We start from the raw sequence: 26,395 nt of genomic DNA on the forward strand, positions 1-26,395 counted from the left end.
GCTATCAGTAAGATTTCGGAGTGAGAGATGGAAAAGTTCACCAAACTGACGGGTGTCGCTGCCCCCATGCCGGTCGTTAATATCGACACGGATATGATCATTCCGAAGGACTACCTCAAAACCATCAAGCGCACCGGCCTCGGTACCGGCCTGTTTGCGGAGTCGCGCTATCTGGAAGATGGTTCGCCAAACCCAGATTTCGTTTTGAACAAGCCCGCCTATCAGAAAGCCCAGATTCTCGTCGCTGGCGATAATTTCGGCTGTGGTTCCTCGCGTGAACATGCGCCCTGGGCGCTGCTGGATTTCGGTATTCGCTGCGTCATCTCCACCAGCTTTGCCGATATTTTCTACAGCAACTGTTTCAAGAACGGTATTCTGCCGATCGTCGTCAGCCCGGAAAATCTGGAAAAACTGATGGATGACGCGTCGCGTGGCTCCAATGCCGTTGTCACGGTCGATCTCGAAAATCTCGAAATCAGCGGCCCTGATGGCGGCACGATCTCGTTCGAACTCGATGAGTTCAAGCGTCACTGCATGCTGAACGGCCTCGACGATATCGGCCTGACACTGGAACATGCCGGTGCCATCGAAGGTTTCGAAAAGACCAATGCTGCCGCCCGCCCCTGGGCCTGATCGCTTCCGCCCGCATTGAGAGCCGGTTTGATCTCCACACGTACCGAATCGTCTCTAGCCTTCCTTGAAATAGGCCATCTCCAAGGCTAAGAAGCCCGCACCCCACAACGATTGACGTTGTGGGNAAAGGATTTTGACGCGCCTGCCGCTTAAACCAAACATGGNTTTGCGGCGTGGCCAAGGAGGGNTTTCATGACAGTGCGCACGCTTTTCCTGCTGCCCGGTGACGGCATCGGCCCCGAAGCCATGGCTGAAGTCCGCAAGCTGATCGATTATCTGAACAGCGAAAAGGCCGCAGGCTTTACGACCGAAGAAGGCCTCGTTGGCGGCAGCGCTTATGATGCCCATGGCGTCGCGATTTCCGACGCGGACATGGAAAAGGCGCTCGCGGCAGACGCGATTCTGTTCGGTGCAGTCGGTGGTCCCAAGTGGGATAGCGTGCCTTACGAGGTGAGACCCGAATCCGGCCTTTTGCGCCTGCGCAAAGATCTAGAGCTGTTCGCCAACCTGCGCCCGGCGATCTGCTACCCGGCACTTGCTGCCGCATCCTCTCTGAAGCAGGAATTGGTCGAAGGTCTCGATATCCTCATCGTTCGTGAATTGACGGGCGGCGTTTATTTCGGCGAGCCAAAGCAGATCATCGATCTCGGCAACGGCCAGAAGCGCGGCATCGACACCCAGATTTATGACACGTTCGAAATCGAGCGCATCGCCAGCGTCGCATTCGAACTGGCCCGCACCCGCGATAACCGCGTCTGCTCCATGGAAAAGCGCAACGTCATGAAATCAGGCGTTTTGTGGAACCAGGTCGTGACGGAAACCCACGCGGCCAAGTTCAAGGATGTGGAGCTCGAGCATATGCTGGCGGATGCTGGCGGCATGCAGCTGGTGCGCAAGCCCAAGCAGTTTGACGTCATCGTCACCGATAACCTGTTTGGCGATATGCTGTCCGATGTTGCGGCCATGCTGACTGGCTCGCTCGGCATGCTACCATCCGCTTCGCTTGGTGCGCCGGATGCCAAGACCGGCAAGCGCAAGGCAATGTATGAGCCTGTGCACGGCTCTGCCCCTGACATCGCCGGCAAAGGCATTGCCAACCCCATCGCCATGATCGCGTCTTTCGCCATGTGCCTGCGTTATTCCTTCAACATGGTGGATGAAGCCACCAAGCTGGAAACGGCCATCGCCAACGTGCTGGACAAGGGCATCCGCACCGCAGACATCGTCTCGGACGGCAGCCGTCAGGTCAGCACGTCTGNAATGGGCGATGCGGTTCTGGCAGAATTCAAGGCACTTTTGGCGGCGTAAGAGAAACCGGCTGGGCAGGGGGCGTTGCGCCTTGCCCGGCATTGTCTTCCGGCAAAAGGTGCTCATATCGCTTGTCTGTCAGCGTTTTCAAAAACGCGACGATAGCATCTACCCGCTTGTCATCCAGCGCGGGCGCTGAGGTCAGCTCTGTCATGGCGATGTTGTCAGCCACCTCAGGCGCATCCCAAGCTTGCCCCGTCTCCGGGTTGATCTGACGGCTGGCCTTCTTGCNTTTGTATTTCACGTNAAACAGCACCACGGTGCGCAAGTCCTTGAACACGCCATTATGCATGTAGGGTCCGGTAATAGCGACATTCCGCAGCGTCGGCACCTTGAACTTGCCGCGCTGTGCCGGATCGCCCGCGACGGCCGGGTTCTGCGCCAAACCGAGATCGACGGCATCAGGCTTTGAACCATTGGCCGCCCGCACCGCCTTGTTGGCGGGAACGCCGATATTGAAATATTTGTGGTTTGTGAAGACACCGTCGGAGAGGCCATTGGTGCCGCGGATTTCATGACACGTATTGCAGTTGGTAAATTGTGTCGAGGACATCAGCACACGGCCAAGCTCTTCCTGATCGGTCAGCTTTTCTTCACCCCGCAGGAAGCGATCATATTTCGAATCGAAAGTGGAGAACTCGTCGGTTCGTTCAAAGGCTGCCAACGCCTTGGTCATCGCTGCAAAGGCGGAGTCGTCGCTCTTGAACACATCGCTACCGAATTGCGTGCCAAAGGCTGCCGCATAATCCGTATTTTCCTTCAGCCGCTTTGCGATCGTGGTTTTGTCCGGCATGCCCATTTCAATTGGGTTCAATGGCGGGCCAGCGGCCTGATCTTCCAGTGTCGATGCGCGTCCATCCCAGAACTGGCCGCCAACATATTCGCCAACGGCGTTCTTACCNAAAGGTGGGGAGAATTTCGCGTAGGCTGCACTCGGCACGTTGCGATCACCCAGAGACGCGCCGTCATCACCCAAGGAGACATCATGCCCGACCTTGTCGGTCTCGCGCCCATCTGTAAAGCCCAACCCCGGCATATGGCAGGTAGAGCAGGACATGGTGCGGTTCATCGAAAGGTTAGTGTCTTCAAAGAGGGCTGCACCCAGCTTTTCCAGCGTGGCATAATCTTCGCCGCCATGCGCAGCGTCGCCAGTCCCGATACCCGCAGGCAGCAGGAGACACGCACTTGCAGTAATGACGCAGATGATATGCCTGATCATGGCAGACGCCGAAATCGATGAAACTGGGGTGCTCTATAGCACTTCAATTCCGCGAAGCACAGAAACTTTCTCCGTCCGCTCCACTTTGCCGCAGCGGATGGTTCAGTCGATCTGGAAATAATTCTCGAAGGATTCCGGAAAGTTCTGCCGTGCCACCCGCTCATCGATAACGAGCATGGATTGGTAGGACAGAGGATCGAAATCCTTGTCCGCAGGTAGCACCTCACGACCAAATAACAGGCTGAGACGGGCCGCATCGAGGTTTCCACGCTCGAACGGCTCGGCTCCGAACTGGTGCCACAGCGCGTGCAGGAAGGCCGCATCCACCTTGTGTTCCGCCGAGTCATTCCGTGCACGGCGGGGAATGTGTTTGACGGGCGTTACGCCGCGCGGATTTGCGCGGCGTATGGTGAACTGTATGCCCGTGCTCGGCATGCCGGATGGAAAGCCGCGGTGTTTCGTCATTTCAGGCAGCTTTGCCATCGTCTTTTCCTTATGCTTTGCCGATTTTGTCCTGCGTCTTCGTATCGAAGTCGGACGCATCGTGGCGTTCGTGCAATTGTTCCGAAGGATCGCCATTGACCTTGTTGACCATGCGACCCCGCTTTACCGCTGGACGTTCCGCAATCTCGGCCGCCCAACGTTGAAGGTTCTTATAGCTTTTCACATCCAGAAAGACATCAGCCTTCGGATAAGACTGTCCACGTGCCAGATTGCCGTACCATNGCCAGACGGCGATATCCGCAATTGAATATTCCGAACCGGCCAGATACTCGTTGTCTGCCAGATGGCGGTCCAGCACGTCAAGCTGTCGCTTGGCTTCCATAGCAAAACGGTCGATGGCATATTTGATATGAATCGGCGCATAGGCGTAGAAATGGCCAAAACCACCGCCGAGATACGGCCCGGATGCCATCTGCCAGAACAGCCAGTTGATCGCCTCTGTGCGGCCCCTATGATCTTTAGGCAGAAACGCACCAAACTTTTCTGCGAGATAAAGCAGGATCGATCCGCTTTCGAACACACGCGTCGGCTCAGGGGTGGAATGGTCCACCAGTGCCGGGATTTTCGAGTTTGGGTTGGCCTTGACGAAATCCGAGCCGAACTGGTCGCCATCGCCGATACGGATCAGCCAGGCATCATATTCCGCACCCGTATGTCCTGCCGCCAAGAGTTCTTCCAGAATAATGCCGACCTTCTGGCCATTGGGCGTCGCCAGCGAATAAAGCTGCAACGGATGTTTGCCGACTGGCAATTCCTTATCGTGCGTAGGACCTGCAATCGGGCGGTTGATATTGGCGAACTGACCGCCATTGCCCNTTTCCCATTCCCAGACGTCGGCTGGTTCGTAACCGGCGGGAAAATTATTTTCGGGGGATTTCTCGGTCATGAAAATCTGTCCTTGTTGAATGGATCAAGCGCCAGCACGCAGCGCATCACCACAATATAGGGAGGCGGCGACATTCCTCCACCACACGATTGATGAGAAAAACTTAACCTTTGGCAATGGCGTGNAAAAACGTACCCGTCACCAGCCCGCGCCTGCCGCCGGAAGGTCCAAGCGGCTTGCCCTGACCGTCGGCAATCTGCGCAAAGGCATCATCGCGTCCAGCATCGGTCACACGGGCATAGTGAAACTCATGGCCGCGCAGAACCTCGCCTGCCCGCCCCAGCAGACCATCAACGGCAATGGTGGCCTGCCGATAGCCAAGGTTCATCTTGCGTTTGGCAAAGCTGGTGGCATGGGACAAAAGCCCGGTCATGGCATGGCTCACGCCATCGGCATCTTCCAGCCTCTCACCCAGCACCATATAGCCTCCGCATTCCCCATGAACTGGCTTTTCATGCGAAAAGCGTGAGAGACCCGCCTTGAAATTCGTGGCCCCCGCAAGTCTGCCCGCGTGAAGCTCGGGATATCCACCCGGCAACCAGCAGACATCGCAGGAGGCGTTGGGCGATTCATCGGCAAGGGGCGAAAACGGGATGATCTCCGCACCCGCTTCGCGCCAGTGACGCTGAAGATGCGGGTAGAGAAACGTAAAGGCGGCATCCTGCGCCAGCGCGATGCGCTGACCGGGCGGTGCGATTGCGGCTTCCACCGAGCCCCGCGAGAGCTCCACCGGGCGCGCCAGCGACNAAAGCGCATCAAGATCAATCGCCTGCTCCATCGCATCGGCAAGCCGCTCGATATGCGCGTCGATCTCAGGATGCTCGCTGGCCTGCACCAGCCCCAGATGACGCTCCGGCAACACCAGCGAGGGATCACGCATCACGCAGCCCGCTACGGGTAAGCCGATTCTTTCAATGGCTTGCGAACAGAGCGTCCGGTGTCTTTCGCTGCCTGCACGGTTGAGCACAACAGCAGACATTTTGACATCCGGATCGTAATGGGCAAATCCGTGGGCAACCGCCGCAGCCGTCTGGGATTGGCCCGATATATCCAGCACCAGCAAAACCGGTATGCCAAACAGCCGCGCCAGATCAGCCGCCGATCCGGTCCGGTTCTCCGGCACCACGATGCCATCAAACAAGCCCATGGCGCTTTCAATCAGCACCAGTTCCGCGTCCTCAGCCTGCTGGGCGAACAGATGCCGCAGCAAATCCGGCTGCATGGCCCAACTGTCGAGATTGAGGCCCGGCGTGCCTGCCGCAAAGGCATGAAAACCGGGATCGATATAGTCAGGCCCGGTCTTGATGCCCCGCACCTTCACACCGCGCCGCGCAAAGGCGCGCAAAAGGCCGATGGTGACGCTGGTCTTGCCCGAACCGGACCGCGGCGCCCCGATGATGATTGCTCGCGCGGTCATGGCCTGCCCTTTTTCACGATAAGTGGTCTCGACATTCACACTGCCTGTTGTTTACCGATGACGGCCATAGCCGTAACCGCTATAGAAACAGAATGGAAACGGATGGNAAAAACCTGCGTCGCGGCTGGACGACCGGCGCTTGCGCGACGGCTGCGGCGAAAGCCGCCTGCGCCGCGTTGCTGACCGGTGANTTTCCATACCCTGTCGAGATCGAACTTCCAAGCGGCAAGCGCGTGAGCTTTTCTCTGGCGACCTCCCAACATGGCCATGGATTTGCGCGCGCTGGTGTCATCAAAGATGCGGGTGATGACCCTGATGTGACCCACGGTGCCTTGATCGAAAGCACGCTGCGGCGTGGACAGCCGGGGACAGGCATCACCTTCAAAGCGGGCAGGGGTGTTGGCACCGTCACCCGCCCTGGACTTCCCTTGGCCATTGGCGAACCCGCCATCAACCCCGTGCCCCGCAAGATGATCGAGAAAGCCATCCACGACGTCGCCGGAGACAATACCGATTTCGAAGTGGAGATTTCTGTCGAGAATGGCGAAAGGATTGCGGNAAAGACGCTGAACGGCAGGCTCGGCATCGTCGGCGGTATTTCCATTCTCGGGACCACCGGCATCGTCATTCCCTTTTCCTGCTCGGCCTGGATTCACTCCATCTGGCGCGGCATTGATGTAGCACGCGCCGAGGGGCTAACCCATATNCTCGGCGCCACAGGCAACGCCTCGGAAAAAGCTGGACAGGCATTTCATAGCCTGCCGGAAACAGCCCTGATCGATATGGGCGATTTTATCGGCGGCATGTTGAAATATCTGCGAACGCATCCCGTCGAGAAACTCACCATCGCTGGCGGCGTCGCCAAGATGACCAAGCTGGCGCAAGGCATGCTCGATGTTCATTCCAAACGTGGCTTGGCGGACCTGGATGCGCTGGCGAAACTCGCCACAGAGGCGGGCGGAGACGAGATGCTGGCGGATGCCATCCGCCACGCCAACACGGTGGCACACGCCTTCACCATGGCAGGCGGCGCGGGTATAGATCTTGGCAATGTCGTTGCAGAGAAAGCCTGGCAAACGGCGGCCGACGCTCTCAATGTGCCGGAAACGGCGCTCGAAATTCTGGTGTTCGATAGGGATGGGGCTATGAAGGGGCGCTTCGGCTTTGCGCCATCCCGTCACGTATCCGCTTTCCCTTCCGGCGAGCGGAATCGGCGCACATAATCCGTGCTGTAAAGCGCGCTCTCACGAAAATCTTCTGACGCTAGCCCCTTGCCGACGAAAATCAGCGCCGTGCGTTCCACCGGTTCTTCCGCAAGCTTGGTCTCAATATCAGCGAGCGTCCCGCAAATAACCCGCTCCTCCGGCCAAGAGGCCCGCACCACGATAGCGACCGGGCACTCCGCCCCATAAAGCGGCGTCAAATCCTCCACCACCTTGGCAATGGCATGGATGGCAAGGTGAATGGCGAGCGTCGCTCCCGTCGCACCGAAGGCCTTCAACGTCTCCGTTTCCGGCATTTTGGACGCACGACCGGACACGCGGGTGAGCACAAGGCTCTGCGCCACCTCCGGCACCGTCAATTCCCGCCGCAACGTGGCAGCGGCGGCGGCAAAGGAGGGGACGCCGGGTGTAACAGTGTAATCCAGCCCCAGACGCTCCAGACGGCGGATTTGCTCGCCCATGGCGCTCCAGACGGAGAGATCACCAGAATGCAGCCGCGCCACATCCTTGCCCTCACGCGCAGCGGCCACATATTCCGCTTCGATATCGTCTAGCGATAGCGCTGCCGTATCAACGATACGAGCACCGGATGGGCAATAATCCAGCAGCGCCTTCGGCACCAGCGATCCCGCATAGAGGCAGACCGGGCAGGCTGCGATCAGATCACGTCCACGTACAGTGATAAGGTCTGCCGCACCGGGACCGGCACCGATAAAATGAACCGTCATTCGTCATCTCCTAAAGTGGCAAGCGCCACCGTCATGTCGCCAATCACCATACGCGGGGCGATAAGCCTTGATCGTGGCCCCAAAGCCGCAAGCGCCGCTGCTTCGCTGAGGCTCGGGGACCCGGAATGTTTCAGGCTGGTCGCCGATTGTGTGATCGTGCGGGTGCTTGCAGCTTCGAAATCCGCTTGAGCCACCACAATAAAGGCCATGCCAAGTTGCGTGGCTGCTTCCAGCAATCCGGGCTCATCGGCTTTGATAGGTGCTGTTGCAATGACATCAATCTTCACACCAAGCGCCTGCGAAACCTCGTCCAATGCAGCGATAACAGTATCAGCATCAACACCCCTGCGACACCCAATCCCCGCCACAATCACGGCTTGATCCATGCCCATTGGGTGACCGGCATAGCGGGACGCCAGCCTTGCATGGAGCCAACCGGGGATGAGCGGGCAACCTCAAGGCGTATCAACGAACCGCCCAACCGCGCCTGCGCCGCCAGCAGTACGGCTTCCATCTCCAGCGTCACCGCATTGGCGACCAACCGCCCGCCGGGCTTCAGCGCTGCAATAGCACCGTCCAGCACACCATCTTCGCTGCCGCCGCCACCGATAAAGATGGCGTCGGGCGCAGGCAGACCATCGAACGCCTTCGGCGCTGCACCAATCACGACCTCCAGCCCCGGCACACCAAACGCTACCGCATTGCGCTTGGCACGTTCAGCCCGCTCAGAGTGCTGTTCGATATCAATGGCCCGCAAGGAAGGATGCGCCAGCATCCACTCGATGCCGATGGAGCCGGAGCCGGCACCGATATCCCACAACAATTCGCCGTGACGCGGCGCGAGGGAGGATAGGGTTACCGCCCGAATTTCACGCTTGGTCATCTGGCCATCATGCTCGAACAACGCGTCATCCAGACCTTGCGTGTAGGGGAGGATACGGGCCTTTTCATCTGCAACGACATGGATTGCCACGACATTCAGCGGATCGATATCATCAAGAGAAAATGCGGATGCATTACAACGACGCACCTTCTCCCGAGGACCGCCCAAAGCTTCCAGCAGAATAATATCCGAACGCCCGAACCCTGTTTCCGCCAAAAGGGCAGCCAAAAGGGCAGGGGCTTTTTCATCCGATGTCNAAACGATAAGNTTTGCAGCGGAATGCAGATGGGGGCGAATGAGATCGATGGAGCGTCCATGCAAAGACACGCATTCGACATCTTGCAAGGCCCAGCCAAGTCTGGAGGCAGCCAGCGAAAACGCCGATGGTGCAGGGTGGGAGATAGTTTCTTCCGTCGCTACATGCCGAAGCAGGGTGACGCCAACACCGTAAAAGAAGGGATCACCGGAGGCGACCACACAGACTTTTCGGCCACGCAGCGCCACCACATCCGCCATTTCGACGTCAAATGGCACCGGCCATGGNCGTGCTTCACCCTTGATCGCATCCGTCGCCAACATTAGATGCCGCTTGCCGCCAAACACGAATTCCGCATTTTCGATGGCGTAGCGCGCATCCTCGCCCAGCCCGGCAAGACCATTTTCGCCAATGCCGACAATGGAAAGCCATGGCGGAATCGCCTTTTCAGTGGATACACCACCGATTACGGCATATTCAGAGGCCATGACACGCTCCATACTCATTCTCGGTGGCACGGCGGATGCCCGTATTCTGGCCGGNAAACTGGCGGAAGGCTCCGGCTACCGGTTGCTTTTGTCCATGGCTGGCCGAACCCGTGATCCGGTACAGCAACCCGTACCGATGCGAACCGGTGGCTTTGGTGGGTCCAGCGGACTGGCCGCCTTTATAACTGAAAACCAGTTCGATCTTCTGGTGGATGCGACCCACCCATACGCGGCGCGGATATCTGCGAACGCCGTTCAAGCAGCGGAACTGACCAATGTTCCGCTTGTGTCGCTGGAGCGCCCTGCTTGGAAGAAACAACTCGGCGATGACTGGCAAAACGTGGCAGATGTCGAAAGCGCTATGAAAGCGCTCGGTGCAAACAGCACCAACGCTTTCCTCGCTCTCGGTCGCCAGGAATTGCTGCCCTTCGAGGCCGCGCCGCAACACCATTATCTTATCCGCAGCGTCGATCCGGTCGAGCCGAAGTTGGCAGTGCCTAATGCCCGTTATATCACTGCGCGCGGGCCCTTTACCTTGGCGGACGAAATCAACCTCATGAGCGAAAACCGGATCGCGGTTATCGTCTCCAAAAACTCCGGCGGCACAGCGGCCTATGCGAAAATCGAGGCAGCGCGGCAGCTTGGTATCAAGGTGCTTATGATCGAGCGCCCGGACCTTACCCGCGCCGCGACCGTGCCTAGTATCGATACGGCGCTGGCAACTATTCGCCATCAGCTTTCCCNTTTGGACGAACGTGGTGAATAAACCATTGGTTGCTGCCCCTCACGTTCGATCAACCGTGTTTCCACCGAACCAACAATGATGCAGGTCGCCATATCGGCCATATCGCTTGAGGCTTCAGAGAGTGGCACGACCCGCATACGCTCATCCGCCCGCCCTGCAGCGCGACCAAAAATGACCGGTACGGAACCCGGTAGATGCGCGCGCAGGACATCGAAGGCTGTCGCAAGTTGATGCGGACGCGCTTTGCTGATGGGGTTGTAGAACGCCATCACGAAACCGGCCTCAGCCGCTAAAGCCAACCGCTTTTCGATCAGCGACCACGGCTTAAGATTATCCGAGAGCGAAATGGCGCAGAAATCATGCCCCAGCGGCGCACCGGCTTTTGCAGCCACTGCCAGCATGGCCGTGACGCCGGGCACGACGCGAAAATCGATCTCCCGCCATGCCGGAGGACCGTTCTCAATAGCCTCACAGACGGCAGCAGCCATGGCGAACACGCCAGGATCGCCGCCTGACACGACGCAGACCTTGCCGCCCGCAGCAACCAGCGTCAGTGCTGCCTCCGCACGGGAGAGTTCCTCGCGATTATCAGATGCGTGGCGGCGTTGATGCGGCTGTAGCGAGAGACGGTCGAGATAGGGAATGTAGCCGNAAAAATCTTCCGCTTCACGCACAGCATCCAGCGCTTCCGGCGTGATTTGTGCCAGATTGCCTGGGCCAAGCCCCACAACGGTGAGACGACCGCTCATGCGGCGTCTCCACCCGAAGGCCTGTCTTTCCAACCCGGCACCAGCACCAGCGAGAAGTAAGGCGCAGGCGAACCGTCATGCTCCACCAGACTCATGGCATGGCCATTTTCCATCGTGCCGCGCTCCACATACAAAGCGCTTTGCAGCTTGCCGGCTCTTTCCAGAGCCCGGCGGANTTTCGGGAGGTTACGANCGACCTTCATGATGACGGCACCATCCGTGCCAGAGAGACGTTCGGTCAGCGTTTCCTCAGCAAGTGTACCCGGCAGAACGCTTAAGATATCGTCGCCCTGCACCAGCGGCAGACCTGTCATGGACCAGCAGCCGGACATGGCGGTGATGCCCGCCACGACCTCTGCTGGATAAGATGGTGCCAAACGCAAATGCAGGTGCATATAGGAACCGTAAAACAGTGGATCCCCTTCCGACAGCACCGCGACATTGCGCCCGGCATCCAGATGCACCGCAATGTCACTGGCGCACTGGTCAAAGAAATTGGCGATAGCACCGCGGTAATCATCGCCGTTTTTGTCGCTTTCGACTGTTACTGGATAGACCAGCGGCATTTCCAGTGTGCCGGGGCGGATGAAGTTTTCAACGATGCCGCGACCATTGCCCGTGCTACCCTTCTTGCAGAAGAAGGCAACGACATCGGCATTCTCGATGGTACGCACGGCTTTCAGCGTCAAAAGCTCAGGGTCACCAGGACCTGTGCCAACACCGATCATCTTGCCTTTCGATGCCTTTGAAGGCTCTGGCTCAAACATCGCCACGCTCATAGACCCGGCCTTGCAACTGCATTCACCGCCGCTGCCGTCATCGCCGAACCCCCAAGACGACCCTTGACGATGGCATAGGGAATGCCAAGTGGGCTTTCTTCCAAGGCATCTTTGGATTCCATCGCCCCGACGAAACCAACCGGCATGCCAATGATGGCGGCGGGACGGGGCGCGCCTCGCTCCAGCATTTCCAGCAGAAAAAAAAGGGCCGTCGGCGCATTGCCGATAGCCACCAACGCGCCGTCCAGTTTTTCGGCCCACAGGTCAAGCGCTGCCGCCGAACGCGTGTTGCCAATGGTCTTTGCAAGTCCGGGCGTGCGCGGATCACGCAACGTGCAGATCACATCATTGCCAGCGGGCAGGCGCGCGCGGGTCACGCCATGCGCCACCATTTCCGCATCACACAAAACAGGCTTCCCGGCTTCCAGGGCGCCGCGTGCGGCAACCACGAAATCTGGCGAAAACCGAAAGTGCTGCGCGGCATCCACAAGCCCGCAGGCGTGGATCATGCGGATGGCAATCTCAGCCTGATCAGGCGTAAACGCAGATAAATCCGCCTCATCGCGAACCATCGCGAAAGAGCGCTCATAAATTGCGTTACCATCGCGGATATAGTCGTATTCAGTCATCGATCTTCCTGTCGGAGCGCCGCGACAATCCGGTCCTTGCCAAGACGGGCAAGAAGGGTGTGGGCATTTTCTCCGGGCTTATGTTCTTTTTCATATAATCGGGCAAGCCGAGAAAGCGCGGCCTCTTGTTGTGAGAAGGGCAAAACCACATCGGGAGGATCGCCAGCTCGACCGGAATAGGTGAAAGCAAGCCCCTCGGCGCGGCCTGAAAAGGCAAGCGGCGCAGCGTTCGGATGGGCGCATCCCTTGCCACACCCGGAGAGATGCAGCGTGAGAGAGCTGTCCAGAAGCGGTGCACAGTCCACTGCTGCGTGGTCCGCCAATTCCTTTGTGACAAGAAAACCCGAAGCGCAGGCAGATTTGCCCGCGCATACTGCGATCGCAGAACGCGGGTCATCGGCACGGGTCACAAAACCGGCTTCAGGCGCGTGGTCAAGAAGCGCCTGACAAGCCACCTCGTCACCAAGAAAAAACAGGGCGTGGGCGGGGCCTGGTTTTACGAACTTCATCCCGAGCGTGGAGGCGAAGGCGCAGAGAGACGACAGTGCCTTGGCCGGAAGTTGACCATACGCAGGCGCGAGGACGGTGGCGAAAAGGTTTTCTGAGAGACGCAGCAGTCCGAAAGGCTGACACAGGGCTGTGGCTTGTGCATCCCCAGTCTGCTGAATAAGCCAATCCGCACAAATCGCCTGGATTTGCGCNAATGTCGAGGTCGCGCCCTCTGGCCTCCGATCCTCGTTCAGCGAGATGAGACAGGAGATGGGTGACGGCATCGGCTGCATTTTCTGTGTGCAGCGAACCAACCCGCAATGCATTGGCTTCTGAACCGCCCAGCATCAGCTGCCAAAACACGTCATTATTGAGACGGACAGCTTTCAACCGGATATCCGCCAGCAGATCATCCATGATCACGTTACCACCGCCATCAACGACGACAGACATTTTTGCTGCTAGCCGTTCATGGAGGTGGAGCTGATCTGCGCGCTCGCATATCCGGCTTACGATTTCACCGGTATCAGCAATTGCCGTTTCATCGATCCCCGCCAGTGGCGACGTTTCCACCGCCAAGCCATGCCGTAACGGCAAGCCCAGAGCGAGAACGTCCATCTCTAATGACACGGCACTCTCGGTCGTCAGCCCGCGAAATTGCAGGCTGCCCCGGGCGGTGATGTCGACCAGACCATTGCCATGCCGGACAGCAAGGGTGCACAGCGCTCCCAAATCATCAGGCGAAACATGAGCCGTGAGAGCAATGCGGGATAAGAGCCCATCACCGGTCTGCATCGGCGCCGACAGAGCCGGGCAAACGCCGCGACGTGCGAAAGGCTGGACATCGGCGCGCGTGGCAGCATTCATACCTTCGCCCTCGCCAATTTGGGAGCTATCAGCATTTCCAGCTCTGCATCGACAGCATTACGGCGGCTGTGCCAAAGGCCGCGACGGCGAGCGGAAAGAAAACGCTGTGCCATTATCTCTGCCGCCTGCGGGNTTTCTCGCAAAATGAAATCGCGAACATCTTCATTGCCGAAGTAAGCATCATACAATGCTTCTATCAAAGATGACGATACGGCGTGGGTGGTCTCGGCAAAACCGATCAGCCTGTCCGCCGTTTCTGCAAACTCCGCAGCCCCACGTGGCCCATGGCGCATTTGCCCGGCAATGAAGCGCGGATTGATGGCGCGGGCGCGCACCACGCGGGTAATCGCCTGCGCGATGGAACGAGCACGGGGACGGGCCGGATCGGTCGTGTCCAGCGCCACCACATCGGCCGATTGGCCGAGCGCCGCCTTGGCCGCCGTATAACCGCCGATGAAGGCAACGTCGGACGAACCATCCAGGAGGTCGCGGCCCGGATCGTCCCCGGTGTGAACCAACAGATCGGCCTTTTCCACCTGGTCCGCGAAGCCCTCATCGGCAAACACGTCAAGCCCATCCGCCCCGCCAAAGGCGTGGCTGGCCGCATCCAGATAGGTCTGGCCTAACTCCTCGCGCTCGTCCCAGCGTCCATTTGCCAGCTTTTCTTCAATGCCCGCGCCATAGGTGCCTGGCGCAGAACCGNAAATACGGGCAGGGATATGACCGAGACTAGCAGCCTCTTCGCCCAAAGGGTTGTCGCCTGGCGATTCTTCACGCCTTGCAATTGCTTTGGCGGCAGCGTCGAGCAGTGCGATGAGCGCCGGAAACATATCCCGGAACAGACCGGAAATGCGGAACGTCACATCTACGCGTGGCCGTCCAAGCGCTGCGGGTGGCAGGATTTCGATGCCAGTCACCCGGCCGGTTGCCGGATCGTAGATCGGTCGCGCGCCCATTAAATGCAGGGCTTGCCCCACATCTTCTCCACCGTTGCGCAAAGATGCCGAANCCCAGAGGTCGAAGACGATATGCTTTGGCCAATCGCCATGGCTCTGCAAATAATGCCGCAGGACCTCTTCGCCCGCCATGCGCCCCAGCTCGAAAGCAGTGGCTGTTGGCATGGTGCGCGGATCTGCGGCGTAAAGATTACGCCCCGTCGGCAGCACATCCAGCCGCCCGCGCGCTGGTGCACCGGAAGGGCCAGGAATAATATGCTGCCCGTTGAGTGCAGCAATCAGCGCAGCCTTTTCAGCCGACGCACTTTGCGCTCTCGACTGATCTGGCTCACCATCCGCACAGCGGCCAAACACATGCTGTCCGTCTTTGATCGCGAAATCCTTGAGATCGCAGAGAAAAGCATCAATGCGTGAAAGCGCGGTATCGGAATCGTCCTGCTTGCCGACGCCAGCATCTTCGGCCAGACCAGTTTCAAGCGCCTTCTCGACGATAAGCTTGGCCAATCTGTCGCGGCGGCGGCTGTCCAATCCATCGGCCTGCGCATATTCATCGACAAGCTGTTCCAGCGCCATCTGTTCAGGCGAAAGTCCAGCATCGATTAAAATAGGCGGAATATGGCCGATGGTAACGGCAGCGATCCGCCGTTTGGCAACGGCTGCTTCGCCGGGATTGGACACGATAAAGGGATAGATCACCGGCAGCGATCCGGTAACGATCTCGGGAAAACAGGTCCGCGATAACGCAACCGTCTTGCCCGGCAGCCATTCCAGCGTACCGTGTGCACCGACATGAATAATTGCATGTGCGCTCGGGCTTTTCTGCATCCACGCACCGAAAGCGACCAGTGCATGCCGAGGCGGCAGGGCCGGATCGTGATAATCCACCCGCCGGTCTTCGGTGCGGCCACGATCTGGCGCAAGAGCAACTGTTACTGAGCCGAAACGAGCGGCACGAAAATGGAATGTTCCGGCTGTTACAGCAGTATCTGCATCCGCTTCACCCCATGTTTCGTCCAAGGCCAGATTGGCAGCTTTGGGCAGGGCGTCGCGGAACGCTGAGTAGTCGGCCAGCGTAAAAGTAGTCGTCTCATTTTCAACCCGGTCAAGCAACGCCCGCGCCGTCTCTGGAATATCGTCCACCGCATAACCGGCGTCGCGTAAGTCGCGCAGGACCTCCAACACACTTTGCGGTACATCGAGACCAACCGCATATCCCGTTCGCCCCGGTGCAGCGCCTGGATAATCCGGCATGAGAATGACGACACGCCGCTCAGCAGGTGCCGCATTCTTTAGCCGCNAAAAGGCAGAGAGACGATCGGCAACCTGCTCGACGCGATCACGCTCCGGGATATGGACTAGGCCGCGCCCGCCGTCTGGGTAAGGCTGTTTAAAGGAAATAGCGCCCGCCAGAATACGCCCATCCAATTCCGGCAGCACCACATGCATGGCGAGATCGGACGGGTTGAGCCCGCGCATGTTTTCCGCCCAACCATCGCGGCGGGTGGTGGCCATGATGACCTGAAAGGTTGCGACGCCCAGCCGGTCGAACAGGCTCTTGCCATCTTCGTCCGAATGGCTGGCGAAAGCTGTCGCTGCTATCATGGCTGCCGGTTCCAAGGGAACGAGCTTTTCTTCCAGAAACCGGATAGCGTCGCTGTCTTTCAGACCGCCGACAAAGATCGGAAGCGGCGAAAAGCCGCGTTCACGCAGTGCCTCATATAGCGCATCGATCGGCGCAACGTCTTCCGCCATCAGCATGGAACGATAAAACAGGATGGGCACAAGCGGCGTACCGGCCTCGTAACAATCCAGCGCCGCCGAAAGGTCAACCACGCCTTCACCGGGCCGGTAGAATCCGCATTTGGGCAACGGTTCTGCTGCAAGATCGGGCCAGACTTCCCCTCGCGCCAACGCAGCAAGCCCTCTCGCAATCCGGTCCATATTTTCCGGCCCGCCTTCGCGGAAGAAGGAAAGGATTTTGGACTGCGTTGGTAGATCGACCGTGGACGCAGCTTCGAGTTTCTCATCGCGATCGCTGCATTCGCCGGGCAAAAGCAAGAGCTTTAAGCCACGCCGCCGCGCCATTCTCGACAACTCGTCCACGCCGTATCGCCAGCGATCGGCACCGCCGAGAATCCGGATAAGGATAAGTCTGGCATGTTCCGCCGTCTTTTCAATCCACAGATCGACCGACATGGGGTGGCGAAGTTCGGAAAGGTTGGCACACACNAAGGATACCGAGACATCGTTACTACGCTGCCATCCGCGCTCCAGCCCACCCAGATCGCTGGCCGAAAAAGACAGCACCACCACATCCGCCTGACCCTGGTTGAGATCAACCGGCTCTATCAGGTCGTCCAGAGACGAAGATGTGGTGGCGAGGATGTGCATGGATCAGGCTGCCAGCATCCGCTCGATTTTCGCGCGGTCGAGACCCTTTTCTCCGATCACGACCAGACGGCTGCGGCGCACCTCACCGGCAGCCCACGGGCGATCGAAGTAATGGTTGACGCGCGAACCGACCGCCTGCACCTGCAAACGCATCGGCTTGGCTGACACCTCGACAAACCCCTTGATGCGCAACACANTTTCCGATGCTGCGGTTTCGGAAATCCGCATCGCTAGCGCGTTTGCATCCTTTACCGCGTCCAGTTCTACAACGAAGCTGTCGAATTCGTCGTGGTCGTGATCTGCTTCTTCATCATGGTGGGTGTGGCGGTTTTCGATATGCTCTTCCACTGCAAGGCCAAGGCCAATGAGCACGGCAGGATCGATCGCGCCATTGGAAGCCACGATAATTTTAGCAGCCTTTGGAAGATGAGCGTTAATATGTGCCTTGGCGCGTTCGAGACCCGCCGCATCCAGTAGATCGCCCTTGGTCAGAACGATGAGATCAGCGCAGGCAATCTGGTCTTCGAAAACCTCTTCGACCGGATCGTCATGGTCCAGCGCCTCGTCGTTCTGGCGCTGAGCAGCGAGTGCTTCGAGATCATGCGATACCATGCCTTGTGCAAGTGCTACGCCATCGGCCACGGCCACAACGGCATCCACCGTTACACGGCTTTTGATCGCTGGCCACTGGAAAGCCTGTACTAGGGGTTTTGGTAGAGCAAGACCGGAGGTCTCTATCAGAATATGCTCAACGCGTGGCTGTCGGCTCAGAATCTGCTCGATGGCGGGCTGGAAATCATCTGCCACTGTGCAGCAGATGCAGCCATTGGCCAATTCCACGATGTTTTCTTCCGGGCAGTTTTCGATGCCACACCCCTTGAGAATGTCACCATCGATACCGACATCGCCGAACTCGTTGACGATGATGGCCAGCCGCTTACCCTCAAGCTTTTCCAGAAGGCCACGCAGCAGCGTGGTTTTGCCAGCGCCCAGAAAGCCGGTGATGATGGTGCAGGGAACGCGGTTGAGCGTGGTCATGATGTCTCCTCGGTAAAATTCAAAGGGGGAATGCGGGCAACGAGGCCACGCTTCAAACTGTCGGGCCGTCCGCGCCACGGCATCAGCCCGTCGGGCGCAGAGGCCAACAGACGTGCGCCAACCATAAGGTCGGCCGCATCGTCTTCGCTCAGCGATCCAAACATATAGGACCATCCATCGGCGCTGCGAATGGCGGCACTCAAGCCGCGCTTGCAATTGGCAAGGCAATTGACGCTGCGCACATTGACACCCTCTGCGTCACCCAGCGCAATGGCGGCCTGCGCAAGGGTCGCACCGGGGCGAGGGTCCGCATTCGGATCAGCTTCGGACCGGCAACTGCGGCACACATAAACCACGACTCCAGGCGCGGTGTCATGGTGCGTCTTCTCATTCAGGCTGAGCGATGTTGATGTAATATCCAAGAGTGTACTTTCCGCGCCTTCACATGGTCTTGGGGTGCGGATATCGNAAACGGCATGCGGACAACCGCAAAGCCATTGGCGAACAACCGACTGACCGGAGCACCCCGCCCGGCAGACGTTTTTCCTGAAACGGCAGGTCTCCTGGCTTGCGGCTTCAACACCTCGCGCCGCCTTCCCGGACTTGAAGATGTCCAGTGGCTTCCGGCGCGGGCTCACCGCTTACAGTTGCGGGGGCAGCCACGGATTTGTCCGCATAAGCGAAGTGCACCGTGTTCCCTCTTAGCNTTTCCCGTTGCCGGAAAAAGACCGTCAGTCATTAACCCTTATGCCCTGCGGTGCTTTTGTGTCAATGCCGCGTATCATTGCTCACGCATGCGTTTTGGTTATAGTCGCCGCTTTGGAAAAGCATGAGACCCGGAAGGACCAACCGCCATGACCCGCGACATCAGCGACAGCGAAGCCGAACGTCACCGCGCCAAGATGGTCAACCGCAAGGCGGTTCAAGATGCTGAAGTCTCCGAAAAGACCGTCGAAAAAGGTCTGCTGATGATCAACACCGGCCCTGGCAAAGGCAAGTCTACCGCAGCCTTCGGCCTTGCCTTGCGCATGCTGGGCACCGGCAGACGTGTCGGCATTGTCCAGTTCATCAAAGGCGCATGGTCCACCGGCGAACAACAGGCACTCGCCCTGTTCGGTGACCGTGTGGAGTGGCGCACCATGGGCGAAGGTTTCACGTGGGACACTCAGGATCTCAAGCGCGACGTCGNCGCCGCGACCAAAGCCTGGGAGGAAGCCAAGGTGATGATGGCCGATGACACCATCGGTCTCGTGGTTCTGGATGAGCTCAACATCGCATTGCGCTATGATTATCTACCGCTGGAAGAGGTGGTAGAGACCCTGCAAACTCGTCGCCCCGGTTTGCACGTTATCGTCACCGGCCGAAATGCCAAGCAGCCGTTGATGGATGCCGCCGATATGGTTACGGAAATGACGCTTGTGAAACATCACTTCAAAGCTGGTGTGAAAGCGCAATCCGGCATTGAGTTCTAATTCATGACAGCGCGCGTTTTGATGTTTCAAGGCACCGGCTCGGATGTCGGCAAGTCGCTGATGGTGGCAGGGCTGGCCCGCGCCTTCGTCCGTCGCGGACTGTCCGTCATGCCCTTCAAGCCGCNAAACATGTCCAACAATGCCGCCGTCACAGCAGATGGTGGCGAAATTGGCCGGGCACAGGCCTTGCAGGCACGGGCTGCTGGCGTTCCGCTTTCCGTGCATATGAACCCCGTGCTGCTCAAACCCCAAAGCGAGACCGGTGCGCAGGTGGTGGTGCAGGGCAAAGTAATCGGCAAAGCCAAAGCCGTAGATTACCAGCATATGAAGGCAGGGTTGATGCCGCGCGTTCTGGAAAGCTTTGAACATCTCAAGGCGAAAGCTGACATCATCCTGATCGAGGGTGCGGGCAGCGCTTCGGAAGTCAATCTCCGCGCCAACGACATTGCCAATATGGGCTTCGCCCGCGCAGCCAATGCCCCCGTCATCCTGATTGGCGATATCGACCGAGGCGGCGTCATCGCCAGCCTTGTTGGTACAAAGGCGGTTCTGGATGCAGACGATGCCGCCATGATTCATGGTTTCATCGTTAATCGTTTCAGGGGTGATCCAAACCTGTTCGATGAAGGAATGCGCATTATCTCAGATAAAACCGGCTGGAACCCGATCGGCCTCCTGCCGCATTTTGCCGATGCCAATCGCCTGCCAGCAGAGGACGCGTTGGGCCTGACAGCACCTGGGCAGCACAAACCCGGCGCGAAGATCCGCATCGCAGTGCCGATCCTGCCGCACATCTCGAACTTCGACGACCTTGATCCCCTTGAGGCTGAGCCGGATGTCGAGCTTATCAGGGTGCGCCAAGGCGATGTCATTCCCGCAAATTGTGCACTGGTGCTGATTTGCGGCTCCNAATCCACGATCGCCGATCTGAGCGCCCTGAAAAGTTCAGGGCTTGATGTAGATATCAAGGCGCATGCGCGCCGTGGCGGCTTTGTGCTTGGCCTATGCGGTGGCTACCAGATGCTCGGNAACACGGTGGCAGATCCTGATGGTATCGAGGGTACGCCTAACACGATAGAGGGGTTGGGCTTACTGGATATCGACACTGTGCTGACGGGAGACAAAAGGCTCGTTTCTGTCATCGGCCAAAGCTTCGATCACGTTTCTTTCTCCGGCTATGAAATGCATGTCGGTGTAACGACAGGGAATGACAACATGCGTCCCTTCTCTACGATGGGCGACCACGCCGAGGGCGCGATCTCTGCTGATGGCCGCGTCTTTGGCACCTATATTCACGGCCTCTTCGCAGACGACAATCAACGCAGCGCATGGCTGGAGCGACTGGGCGGCGAAAGCTCGGCACTCAATTACGAAGCGCAGGTGGATGACGTTCTGGACCGGTTGGCGGACCACATGGAACGCCATCTCGATCTCGATGCACTACTGGCTATAGCGCGATAGCCAAGGCTAACGCACCGAAAAACGCGATCAACATAGCATCCGCGATACGTGCGAGTGTCAAAGCCTGGCGAATATCGACAGATGTCAAATCGCGCCGCCCACCTTCGCCCATGAACCGCGCCTCGATCATTTGCCCGCCGTAAGACCGAGGACCGGCCAGCGCGAAACCAAGTGCCCCTGCCAGTGCCGCCTCCGGCCAACCGGCATTGGGCGAACGGTGATGGTGCGCGTCTTGGAAAATAGAGCGGAAACCAGCCCGAGGCGAAGCGCCATTCACGAAAAAAGCAGCGAGGACAAACAACAGGCCAGTCAGCCGGGAAGCGGGCAGGTTGACCAGGTCGTCCAGTCGCGCCGACGCCCAGCCAAATGCTTCATGACGGGCAGAGCGATGGCCAATCATGCTGTCTGCTGTGTTGATCGCCTTGTAACCCGCACCGCCGGCAAGCCCCAGAAGCCCTAACCAAACCGCGGGAGCGACGACACCATCGGNAAAGTTTTCCGCCAGACTTTCAATCGCTGCGCGGCAGACCGCAGCCTCATCCAGATTATCGGGATCACGCCCCACGATCATCGAAACGGCTTTACGACCGCCTTCGATACCCTCACGTTCCAAAGCCATCGCCACGGCCTCGACATGCTGCTCCAAGCTTTTCTGTGCTGGCAGGGATGCGCCAAGCACTGCCACGGCCAATATGCCGAACGGAAGCCATAGAAGTGCTGACTGCAACACCGATGCACTCAGCACCGTCGACCCTAGAAGGATAACAAGAGCGGCAACACCCGTGCCTTTGCGACGTAAAAATGAATCACTCCCCCGGTTCCATTTTCTATCTAGGAGCGCGATAAGCGAACCGATCCAGGTTACGGGGTGGCCGATGCGTTTGAACAGCCAGTCGGGATAGCCGAGAAGGCGCTCGATGAGCAGTGATAGGAAAGCGAGAGCGAAGAACATGGGCGAAAAGGTACCAGNAAAAGCACAACCGGCGATCCGCCATGGAGGCAATCTGGGCCACGCGCGCCAGCTTTTTCCGCAGGCGCCCGAACCGTGGATCGATCTTTCCACCGGGATCAACCCGCACTCCTACGCCCATTCGCCCATTCCTGCCAGCGCCTTTGCCCGCCTGCCGGAACCGGGTGCCGTCGAAACCCTGNAAAACATCGCGGCAACGGCGTTCAGCGCGCCCTCTGGCACTCACATTGCCGCAGCCCCCGGAACGCAGATGCTGATGCCGCTCTTGGCACATATGGCTGTCCAAAGCGGCGCGNAAAGATGCGGCGTTCTTTCACCGACCTACGCCGAACACGCCCGCACTGCCCGCATTGCAGGCCTGGCTGTAACCGAAGTCTCTGAAATCAGGGATCTCTTGGCCTTTGACTACGCCGTCGTCATCAACCCAAACAANCCCGATGGGCGGGTGTCTGATCGCACCGAGTTGCAGGGACTGGCAGCAGCCATGCGCAAAAAGGGCGGGCTGCTTGTGGTGGATGAGGCGTTCATCGAGACCGGTCATGCGCAAAGTCTTGCCAATGCAACAACATCAGATGGCCTCATCGTCCTACGTTCCTTCGGCAAGTTCTACGGCATGGCAGGCGTCCGTCTCGGCTTCGCAGTCGCCCATCCCGATGTCGCAGCAGAGCTCGAGTCAAGGCTTGGCCCTTGGGCCGTTTCAGGCCCGGCTCTGCATATCGCAACAGAAGCGCTCGGGGACCACACCTGGCAAGATGCAATGAGACTCCGGCTAAGGGATGATTCGGCACGGCTAAACGAGATGATGATAGAAACCGGTTTAACGATCGCTGGGAGTACGTCGCTCTTTACGCTCGTTCGCGATGAGCGGGTACCGCACCTGTTTGCCCACCTGATGCAACACGGCATTCTGACGCGCATCTTCGATGAGAGACCTAAGGATATTCGCTTTGGTCTTCCAGGAGAAGAGGCCGAGTGGGTGAGGCTCGAAGCAGCGCTGGCTGCGTTCTAGAGCAACGCGATTATCCCAATTCGACGTCATCCTCGGGCTTGACCCGAGGATCTAACGAACCCCAACATTAAACGTGGTTAGATCCTCGCCACAAGGGCGAGGATGACGGTGGAACGGGCAGCGAGCCCATTTACCCCTTGAACAAATAAGCCTCAATCGTTTCAGGCCTCATCTCAATCGAAAAACCTGCCATTTTCGGCGGCATGTAAGCAGCATTCTGAATATCGCAGGGCTCAATGAAGTGCTCATGCAGATGGTCGACATACTCGATGACGCGGCCATCCTTGGTGCCTGAGACGACAAGATAATCGATCATCGACAGGTGCTGCACATATTCGCAAAGCCCGACCCCGCCTGCATGTGGCCAGACAGGCAAATCGTATTTCGCTGCAATCAACAAAACGGCCAACACTTCATTGAGTCCGCCCATGCGGCAGGAATCGATCTGGACCACGTCGATCGCGCCTTCGGCGATGAACTGCTTGAACATGATACGGTTCTGGCACATTTCGCCGGTTGCGACCTTCACAGAACCAATCGCCTGACGAATTTTGCGGTGACCTGCGATGTCGTCAGGGCTGGTCGGCTCTTCGATGAAGAAGGGCTTGGCGAAAGCAAGCTTGTTAACCCACTCAATGGCCTGATCGACCTCCCATACCTGATTGGCGTCAATCATGAGGTAGCGATCGGGGCCGATCACTTCGCGGGCGATGGTCAGGCGACGGATGTCGTCTTCCAGATCGCGCCCGACTTTCATTTTCACATGGTTGAAGCCTGCATCAATGGCTTCCTGACATAGGCGTCGTAATTTATCATCGCCGTAACCCAGCCATCCCGCAGAGGTCGTATAGCAGGCATACCCCTCTTGTTTAAGGATCTGCGCCCGCTCTGCCTTACCGGTTTCGGCTTTCTTCAGGATTGCTAGCGCATCGTCGCGCGTCAAGACATCGGTCAGGTAACGGTAATCGACGATATCGGCGATCTGTTCGGGGCTCATATCGGCCACCAGTTGCCAGACCGGTTTGCCGACCTGCTTGGCCAGCAGATCCCATACAGCGTTGACGACGGCACCCGTGGCCAGATGCATGGCACCCTTGTCCGGTCCGATCCAGCGCAGCTGGCTATCACCCGTCAGATGACGCCAGTATTTGCCGGGANTTTCCAGGACGGCGGAAAGATCGGTACCGATAACCAGATGCCGCATCGCTTCGATGGCCATGCAGCAAATCTCGTTGCCGCGACCGATGGTGAAGGTCAGACCGTGTCCTTTCAAGGTGGTGTCATCGGTATCGAGAATAACATACGCGGCGGAGTAATCCGGATCGGGGTTCATCGCATCTGAGCCATCAAGGCTTTGCGAAGTTGGAAAACGCAAATCGAAAACGCGCAAATCGGTAATCTTGGTCATGGCCTCACTCGCAGTCNGGGGTCACAGAATTTCTTTATTTTTGCAGGTCTCAGGCGACTTCCACCATGCCTTTGATCACACCAGCCTTAGGGTTGGTCAGGTCTGCAAAGCGGGCGGGAACATCGGCCAGTGTCATACGGTGTGTGATCAGCGCTTCCGGGACTTTGCCGGAACGCTGCGCCGCTAGGACCACTTCAAAATCCTCAAGCGTCGCGTTGCGGCTGCCCAGCAACGTTGTTTCGCGCTTGTGGAACTCAGGATCATTGAAGCTGATGTCGCTAGCGACAATCGATACCAGCACGTAGGAGCCGCCATGGCCAACGAAGGAAAAGCCCCGTTCCATGGCTTTAGCATTGCCTGTCGCATCAAAAACGGCGTCGAAGAAATCCCCGCCCGTAATCTCGGATAGGCGGTCCTTATCGCCATCGCCAAGTGCGACGATGTGGGTGACACCTAGTTGATCCTTACAAAAATTCAACCGGTCTTCGCGGCTATCGATCATCGTCACAGCGGCACCATTGAGAACAGCAAATACGGCAACTGCCATGCCGATCGGTCCGGCACCGACGATCAACACCTGCTGACCGGTCTCGACCGCGCCTCGACGCACCGCATGTGCGCCGATGGCCAGAAATTCCGTCATCGCTGCTTGATCAAGAGTGAGACCTTCAGCCTTCAGAACGAACTGTTCTGGCACGCTCAGATATTCCACCATGCCACCATCGCGGTGTACGCCCAACACCCCGATGTTGCGGCAGCAATTGCTTTTGCCTTTCAGGCAAGCGCTGCAATGTCCGCAGGAAATGTAAGGGATGATGGTGACGATATCCCCTACAGCCAAATCGCTTCCTTCAGGTGCATCTTCCACCGTGCCGGATAACTCATGTCCCATAATGCGGGGATAGGAGAGGTAGGGTTGATTGCCGGTGAAGATATGTAAATCCGTGCCGCAGACGCCTATGCGGCGGATACGCACCAGAACATCGCCCTCGCCGCGGTGCGGCGTCGGCAATTCCTTGGCTGATAAAAGCCCGGGCTTATCGCNAAAAATCGCCAGCATATGTCACCTGTCAGAAAGAGAGTAAAAACGCACGGCATTGCCGCCAAATACTGCATCATGGTGGGCAGCGGGTACGATGCTGCGGCTGAAATCCAGCCATGCCTGATAATCGCCAGCCAGCCGCAAGACGGGCCAGTCGCTGCCAAACATCACCCGTTCAGCACCGAACAGATCGATAATGGTTTCAGCATAGGGCCGCACTGCCTCAGGCTTTTGATCACCGCGTTCGGTTAGCAGACCTGAAAGCTTGCAATAGACGTGGGGAAGGGCAGCCAAAGCCGCCATATCCTTGCGCCAATTGTTGTAATGACCGATTGCGATCAACGGCTTTGCACCGTGATCAATGACGATTGGAAGCCCGGTATGGCGGGTCGCGAAGGCAAGCAGATGCGGCAAATGCCGAGGGAGAACCAGCGCATCGAATACAAGGCGGTGATCGATCAAGGCTGTGACAGCTGGATCAAGCGCAGGATCCACTATCCAGCTGACATCGGCGATGTCCTGCAACATCGGTCGCACACCCTTAAAGGTAGGGTGGGCTGCGCGTCTGATGATCTGTTCAGACGCGTCCGGTGCCTTCATATCGAGCCAGCCGACAACGCCTTTAATGAAGGAATGCTTGTCGGCCAGCGCCAACATGAAATCCGTATCACCAGCCGTTTCCATCGTCTGCACCAGCACTGTGCCAGTTACACCCGCCTGCTGCATCAATGGCAGCAAATCGTCAGGAAGAAAATCCCGGTAGATGGCAGCCAAAGAAGGCGGCGGCCACTGGCCGGCACGATCCTTCAAAAGCCAGAAATGCTGGTGGGCGTCGATCAGCATGG

At 58.2% G+C, this 26,395-nt stretch carries 26 protein-coding genes and 1 riboswitch; of the genes, 7 read left to right on the forward strand and 19 right to left on the reverse strand.

Going from position 1 to position 26,395, the window contains the following annotated elements; genetic code table 11:
- Positions 1-27 precede the first annotated feature (27 nt).
- Both leuD and leuB read left to right on the forward strand, forming a co-directional pair.
- The gene (gene leuD, locus CUC55_RS11620) at positions 28-633 is read left to right on the forward strand and encodes a 3-isopropylmalate dehydratase small subunit (protein ID WP_067646010.1); all 606 of its coding nucleotides are present in this window, start codon (positions 28-30) and stop codon (positions 631-633) included.
- A 192-nt stretch (positions 634-825) separates the two neighbouring features.
- Positions 826-1,941, forward strand: coding sequence for a 3-isopropylmalate dehydrogenase (gene leuB / locus CUC55_RS11625; protein ID WP_103087923.1), 1,116 nt, complete (start codon positions 826-828; stop codon positions 1,939-1,941).
- Here leuB and CUC55_RS11630 read toward each other — a convergent pair.
- From CUC55_RS11630 to CUC55_RS11645, 4 genes are all read right to left on the reverse strand, one after another.
- Positions 1,919-3,160, reverse strand: a complete 1,242-nt coding sequence (locus CUC55_RS11630; RefSeq protein WP_103087924.1) for a cytochrome-c peroxidase — start codon at positions 3,158-3,160, stop codon at positions 1,919-1,921. The genes leuB and CUC55_RS11630 overlap by 23 nt on opposite strands.
- 102 nt (positions 3,161-3,262) lie before the next feature.
- Positions 3,263-3,643 carry a hypothetical protein gene (locus CUC55_RS11635; protein WP_067646016.1) on the reverse strand — a complete coding sequence of 127 codons (381 nt, stop codon included), beginning with the start codon at positions 3,641-3,643 and terminating at the stop codon, positions 3,263-3,265.
- Between the two features lie 10 nt (positions 3,644-3,653).
- Positions 3,654-4,550 (reverse strand): glutathione-dependent disulfide-bond oxidoreductase, encoded by an 897-nt coding sequence (gene yghU, locus CUC55_RS11640; RefSeq protein WP_103087925.1) that lies wholly within the window; start codon positions 4,548-4,550, stop codon positions 3,654-3,656.
- Positions 4,551-4,653: 103 nt separating this feature from the next.
- Complete coding sequence (locus tag CUC55_RS11645; RefSeq protein WP_103087926.1) at positions 4,654-5,967, reverse strand: cobyrinic acid a,c-diamide synthase CobB; 1,314 nt, start codon at positions 5,965-5,967, stop codon at positions 4,654-4,656.
- A 92-nt stretch (positions 5,968-6,059) separates the two neighbouring features.
- On the opposite strand from CUC55_RS11645, the gene CUC55_RS11650 reads away from it, so the two are divergent.
- Positions 6,060-7,190 carry a cobalt-precorrin-5B (C(1))-methyltransferase gene (locus tag CUC55_RS11650; protein WP_103087927.1) on the forward strand — a complete coding sequence of 377 codons (1,131 nt, stop codon included), beginning with the start codon at positions 6,060-6,062 and terminating at the stop codon, positions 7,188-7,190.
- Here the strand turns inward: CUC55_RS11650 and cobM are convergent.
- The 3 genes from cobM to cbiE are packed head-to-tail and all read right to left on the reverse strand — an operon-like array spanning position 7,145 to position 9,545.
- Complete coding sequence (gene cobM / locus CUC55_RS11655) at positions 7,145-7,918, reverse strand: precorrin-4 C(11)-methyltransferase (protein WP_067646024.1); 774 nt, start codon at positions 7,916-7,918, stop codon at positions 7,145-7,147. The two genes, CUC55_RS11650 and cobM, sit on opposite strands and share 46 nt — an antisense overlap.
- A complete protein-coding gene (locus CUC55_RS11660) occupies positions 7,915-8,310 on the reverse strand; it encodes a cobalamin biosynthesis protein (RefSeq protein ID WP_067646025.1) in 396 nt (131 codons plus the stop codon). Before CUC55_RS11660 ends, cobM begins: the two co-directional genes overlap by 4 nt.
- Entirely contained in the window at positions 8,289-9,545 is a 1,257-nt protein-coding gene (gene cbiE / locus CUC55_RS11665; RefSeq protein ID WP_103087928.1) for a precorrin-6y C5,15-methyltransferase (decarboxylating) subunit CbiE, read from the reverse strand. The genes CUC55_RS11660 and cbiE overlap by 22 nt, the downstream gene beginning before the upstream one ends.
- Between cbiE and CUC55_RS11670 the strand changes: the two genes are divergently transcribed.
- Positions 9,544-10,311, forward strand: coding sequence for a cobalt-precorrin-6A reductase (locus CUC55_RS11670; protein WP_103087929.1), 768 nt, complete (start codon positions 9,544-9,546; stop codon positions 10,309-10,311). The two genes, cbiE and CUC55_RS11670, sit on opposite strands and share 2 nt — an antisense overlap.
- On the opposite strand, the gene CUC55_RS11675 is transcribed toward CUC55_RS11670, so the two are convergent.
- The 8 genes from CUC55_RS11675 to CUC55_RS11705 all read right to left on the reverse strand — a co-directional run bounded on the left by CUC55_RS11675 (position 10,278) and on the right by CUC55_RS11705 (position 18,610).
- A complete protein-coding gene (locus tag CUC55_RS11675) occupies positions 10,278-11,039 on the reverse strand; it encodes a precorrin-3B C(17)-methyltransferase (RefSeq protein ID WP_103087930.1) in 762 nt (253 codons plus the stop codon). The two genes, CUC55_RS11670 and CUC55_RS11675, sit on opposite strands and share 34 nt — an antisense overlap.
- Entirely contained in the window at positions 11,036-11,818 is a 783-nt protein-coding gene (locus CUC55_RS11680) for a precorrin-2 C(20)-methyltransferase (protein ID WP_103087931.1), read from the reverse strand. Before CUC55_RS11680 ends, CUC55_RS11675 begins: the two co-directional genes overlap by 4 nt.
- The gene (locus CUC55_RS11685) at positions 11,815-12,447 is read right to left on the reverse strand and encodes a precorrin-8X methylmutase (protein ID WP_067646035.1); all 633 of its coding nucleotides are present in this window, start codon (positions 12,445-12,447) and stop codon (positions 11,815-11,817) included. The genes CUC55_RS11680 and CUC55_RS11685 overlap by 4 nt, the downstream gene beginning before the upstream one ends.
- Positions 12,444-12,956, reverse strand: coding sequence for a hypothetical protein (locus CUC55_RS23420; RefSeq protein ID WP_342587814.1), 513 nt, complete (start codon positions 12,954-12,956; stop codon positions 12,444-12,446). The genes CUC55_RS11685 and CUC55_RS23420 overlap by 4 nt, the downstream gene beginning before the upstream one ends.
- Positions 12,907-13,803: a hypothetical protein gene (locus CUC55_RS11690; RefSeq protein WP_342587815.1), complete on the reverse strand. Its 897-nt coding sequence runs from the start codon at positions 13,801-13,803 to the stop codon at positions 12,907-12,909. Before CUC55_RS11690 ends, CUC55_RS23420 begins: the two co-directional genes overlap by 50 nt.
- Complete coding sequence (gene cobN / locus CUC55_RS11695) at positions 13,800-17,150, reverse strand: cobaltochelatase subunit CobN (protein WP_103087932.1); 3,351 nt, start codon at positions 17,148-17,150, stop codon at positions 13,800-13,802. The genes CUC55_RS11690 and cobN overlap by 4 nt, the downstream gene beginning before the upstream one ends.
- A gap of 3 nt (positions 17,151-17,153) precedes the next feature.
- Positions 17,154-18,191, reverse strand: a complete 1,038-nt coding sequence (cobW, locus tag CUC55_RS11700) for a cobalamin biosynthesis protein CobW (protein WP_103088008.1) — start codon at positions 18,189-18,191, stop codon at positions 17,154-17,156.
- Positions 18,185-18,610, reverse strand: a complete 426-nt coding sequence (locus tag CUC55_RS11705) for a DUF1636 family protein (protein WP_067646041.1) — start codon at positions 18,608-18,610, stop codon at positions 18,185-18,187. Before CUC55_RS11705 ends, cobW begins: the two co-directional genes overlap by 7 nt.
- A gap of 114 nt (positions 18,611-18,724) precedes the next feature.
- A riboswitch (cobalamin riboswitch) is annotated at positions 18,725-18,936 on the reverse strand.
- 106 nt (positions 18,937-19,042) lie between these two features.
- Here CUC55_RS11705 and cobO point away from each other — a divergent pair.
- Positions 19,043-19,660 carry a cob(I)yrinic acid a,c-diamide adenosyltransferase gene (gene cobO, locus CUC55_RS11710; protein WP_103087933.1) on the forward strand — a complete coding sequence of 206 codons (618 nt, stop codon included), beginning with the start codon at positions 19,043-19,045 and terminating at the stop codon, positions 19,658-19,660.
- A 3-nt stretch (positions 19,661-19,663) separates the two neighbouring features.
- Entirely contained in the window at positions 19,664-21,121 is a 1,458-nt protein-coding gene (locus CUC55_RS11715) for a cobyric acid synthase (protein WP_103087934.1), read from the forward strand.
- Here CUC55_RS11715 and cbiB read toward each other — a convergent pair.
- On the reverse strand, positions 21,108-22,073 hold the full coding sequence (gene cbiB / locus CUC55_RS11720) for an adenosylcobinamide-phosphate synthase CbiB (RefSeq protein ID WP_103087935.1): 966 nt from the start codon (positions 22,071-22,073) through the stop codon (positions 21,108-21,110). The two genes, CUC55_RS11715 and cbiB, sit on opposite strands and share 14 nt — an antisense overlap.
- Here cbiB and cobD point away from each other — a divergent pair.
- Complete coding sequence (gene cobD / locus CUC55_RS11725) at positions 22,072-23,100, forward strand: threonine-phosphate decarboxylase CobD (RefSeq protein WP_103087936.1); 1,029 nt, start codon at positions 22,072-22,074, stop codon at positions 23,098-23,100. The genes cbiB and cobD overlap by 2 nt on opposite strands.
- 130 nt (positions 23,101-23,230) lie before the next feature.
- Here the strand turns inward: cobD and CUC55_RS11730 are convergent, their stop codons facing one another.
- From CUC55_RS11730 to CUC55_RS11740, 3 genes are all read right to left on the reverse strand, one after another.
- The gene (locus CUC55_RS11730; protein WP_103087937.1) at positions 23,231-24,508 is read right to left on the reverse strand and encodes an L-fuconate dehydratase; all 1,278 of its coding nucleotides are present in this window, start codon (positions 24,506-24,508) and stop codon (positions 23,231-23,233) included.
- Positions 24,509-24,557: 49 nt separating this feature from the next.
- Positions 24,558-25,568, reverse strand: a complete 1,011-nt coding sequence (locus tag CUC55_RS11735; protein ID WP_103087938.1) for a zinc-binding alcohol dehydrogenase family protein — start codon at positions 25,566-25,568, stop codon at positions 24,558-24,560.
- A 3-nt stretch (positions 25,569-25,571) separates the two neighbouring features.
- Complete coding sequence (locus tag CUC55_RS11740) at positions 25,572-26,393, reverse strand: amidohydrolase family protein (RefSeq protein ID WP_067646054.1); 822 nt, start codon at positions 26,391-26,393, stop codon at positions 25,572-25,574.
- Between the last annotated feature and the right edge of the window lie 2 nt (positions 26,394-26,395).

Source organism: Agrobacterium bohemicum, from assembly GCF_002896715.1.
Taxonomy (GTDB): domain Bacteria; phylum Pseudomonadota; class Alphaproteobacteria; order Rhizobiales; family Rhizobiaceae; genus Agrobacterium; species Agrobacterium bohemicum.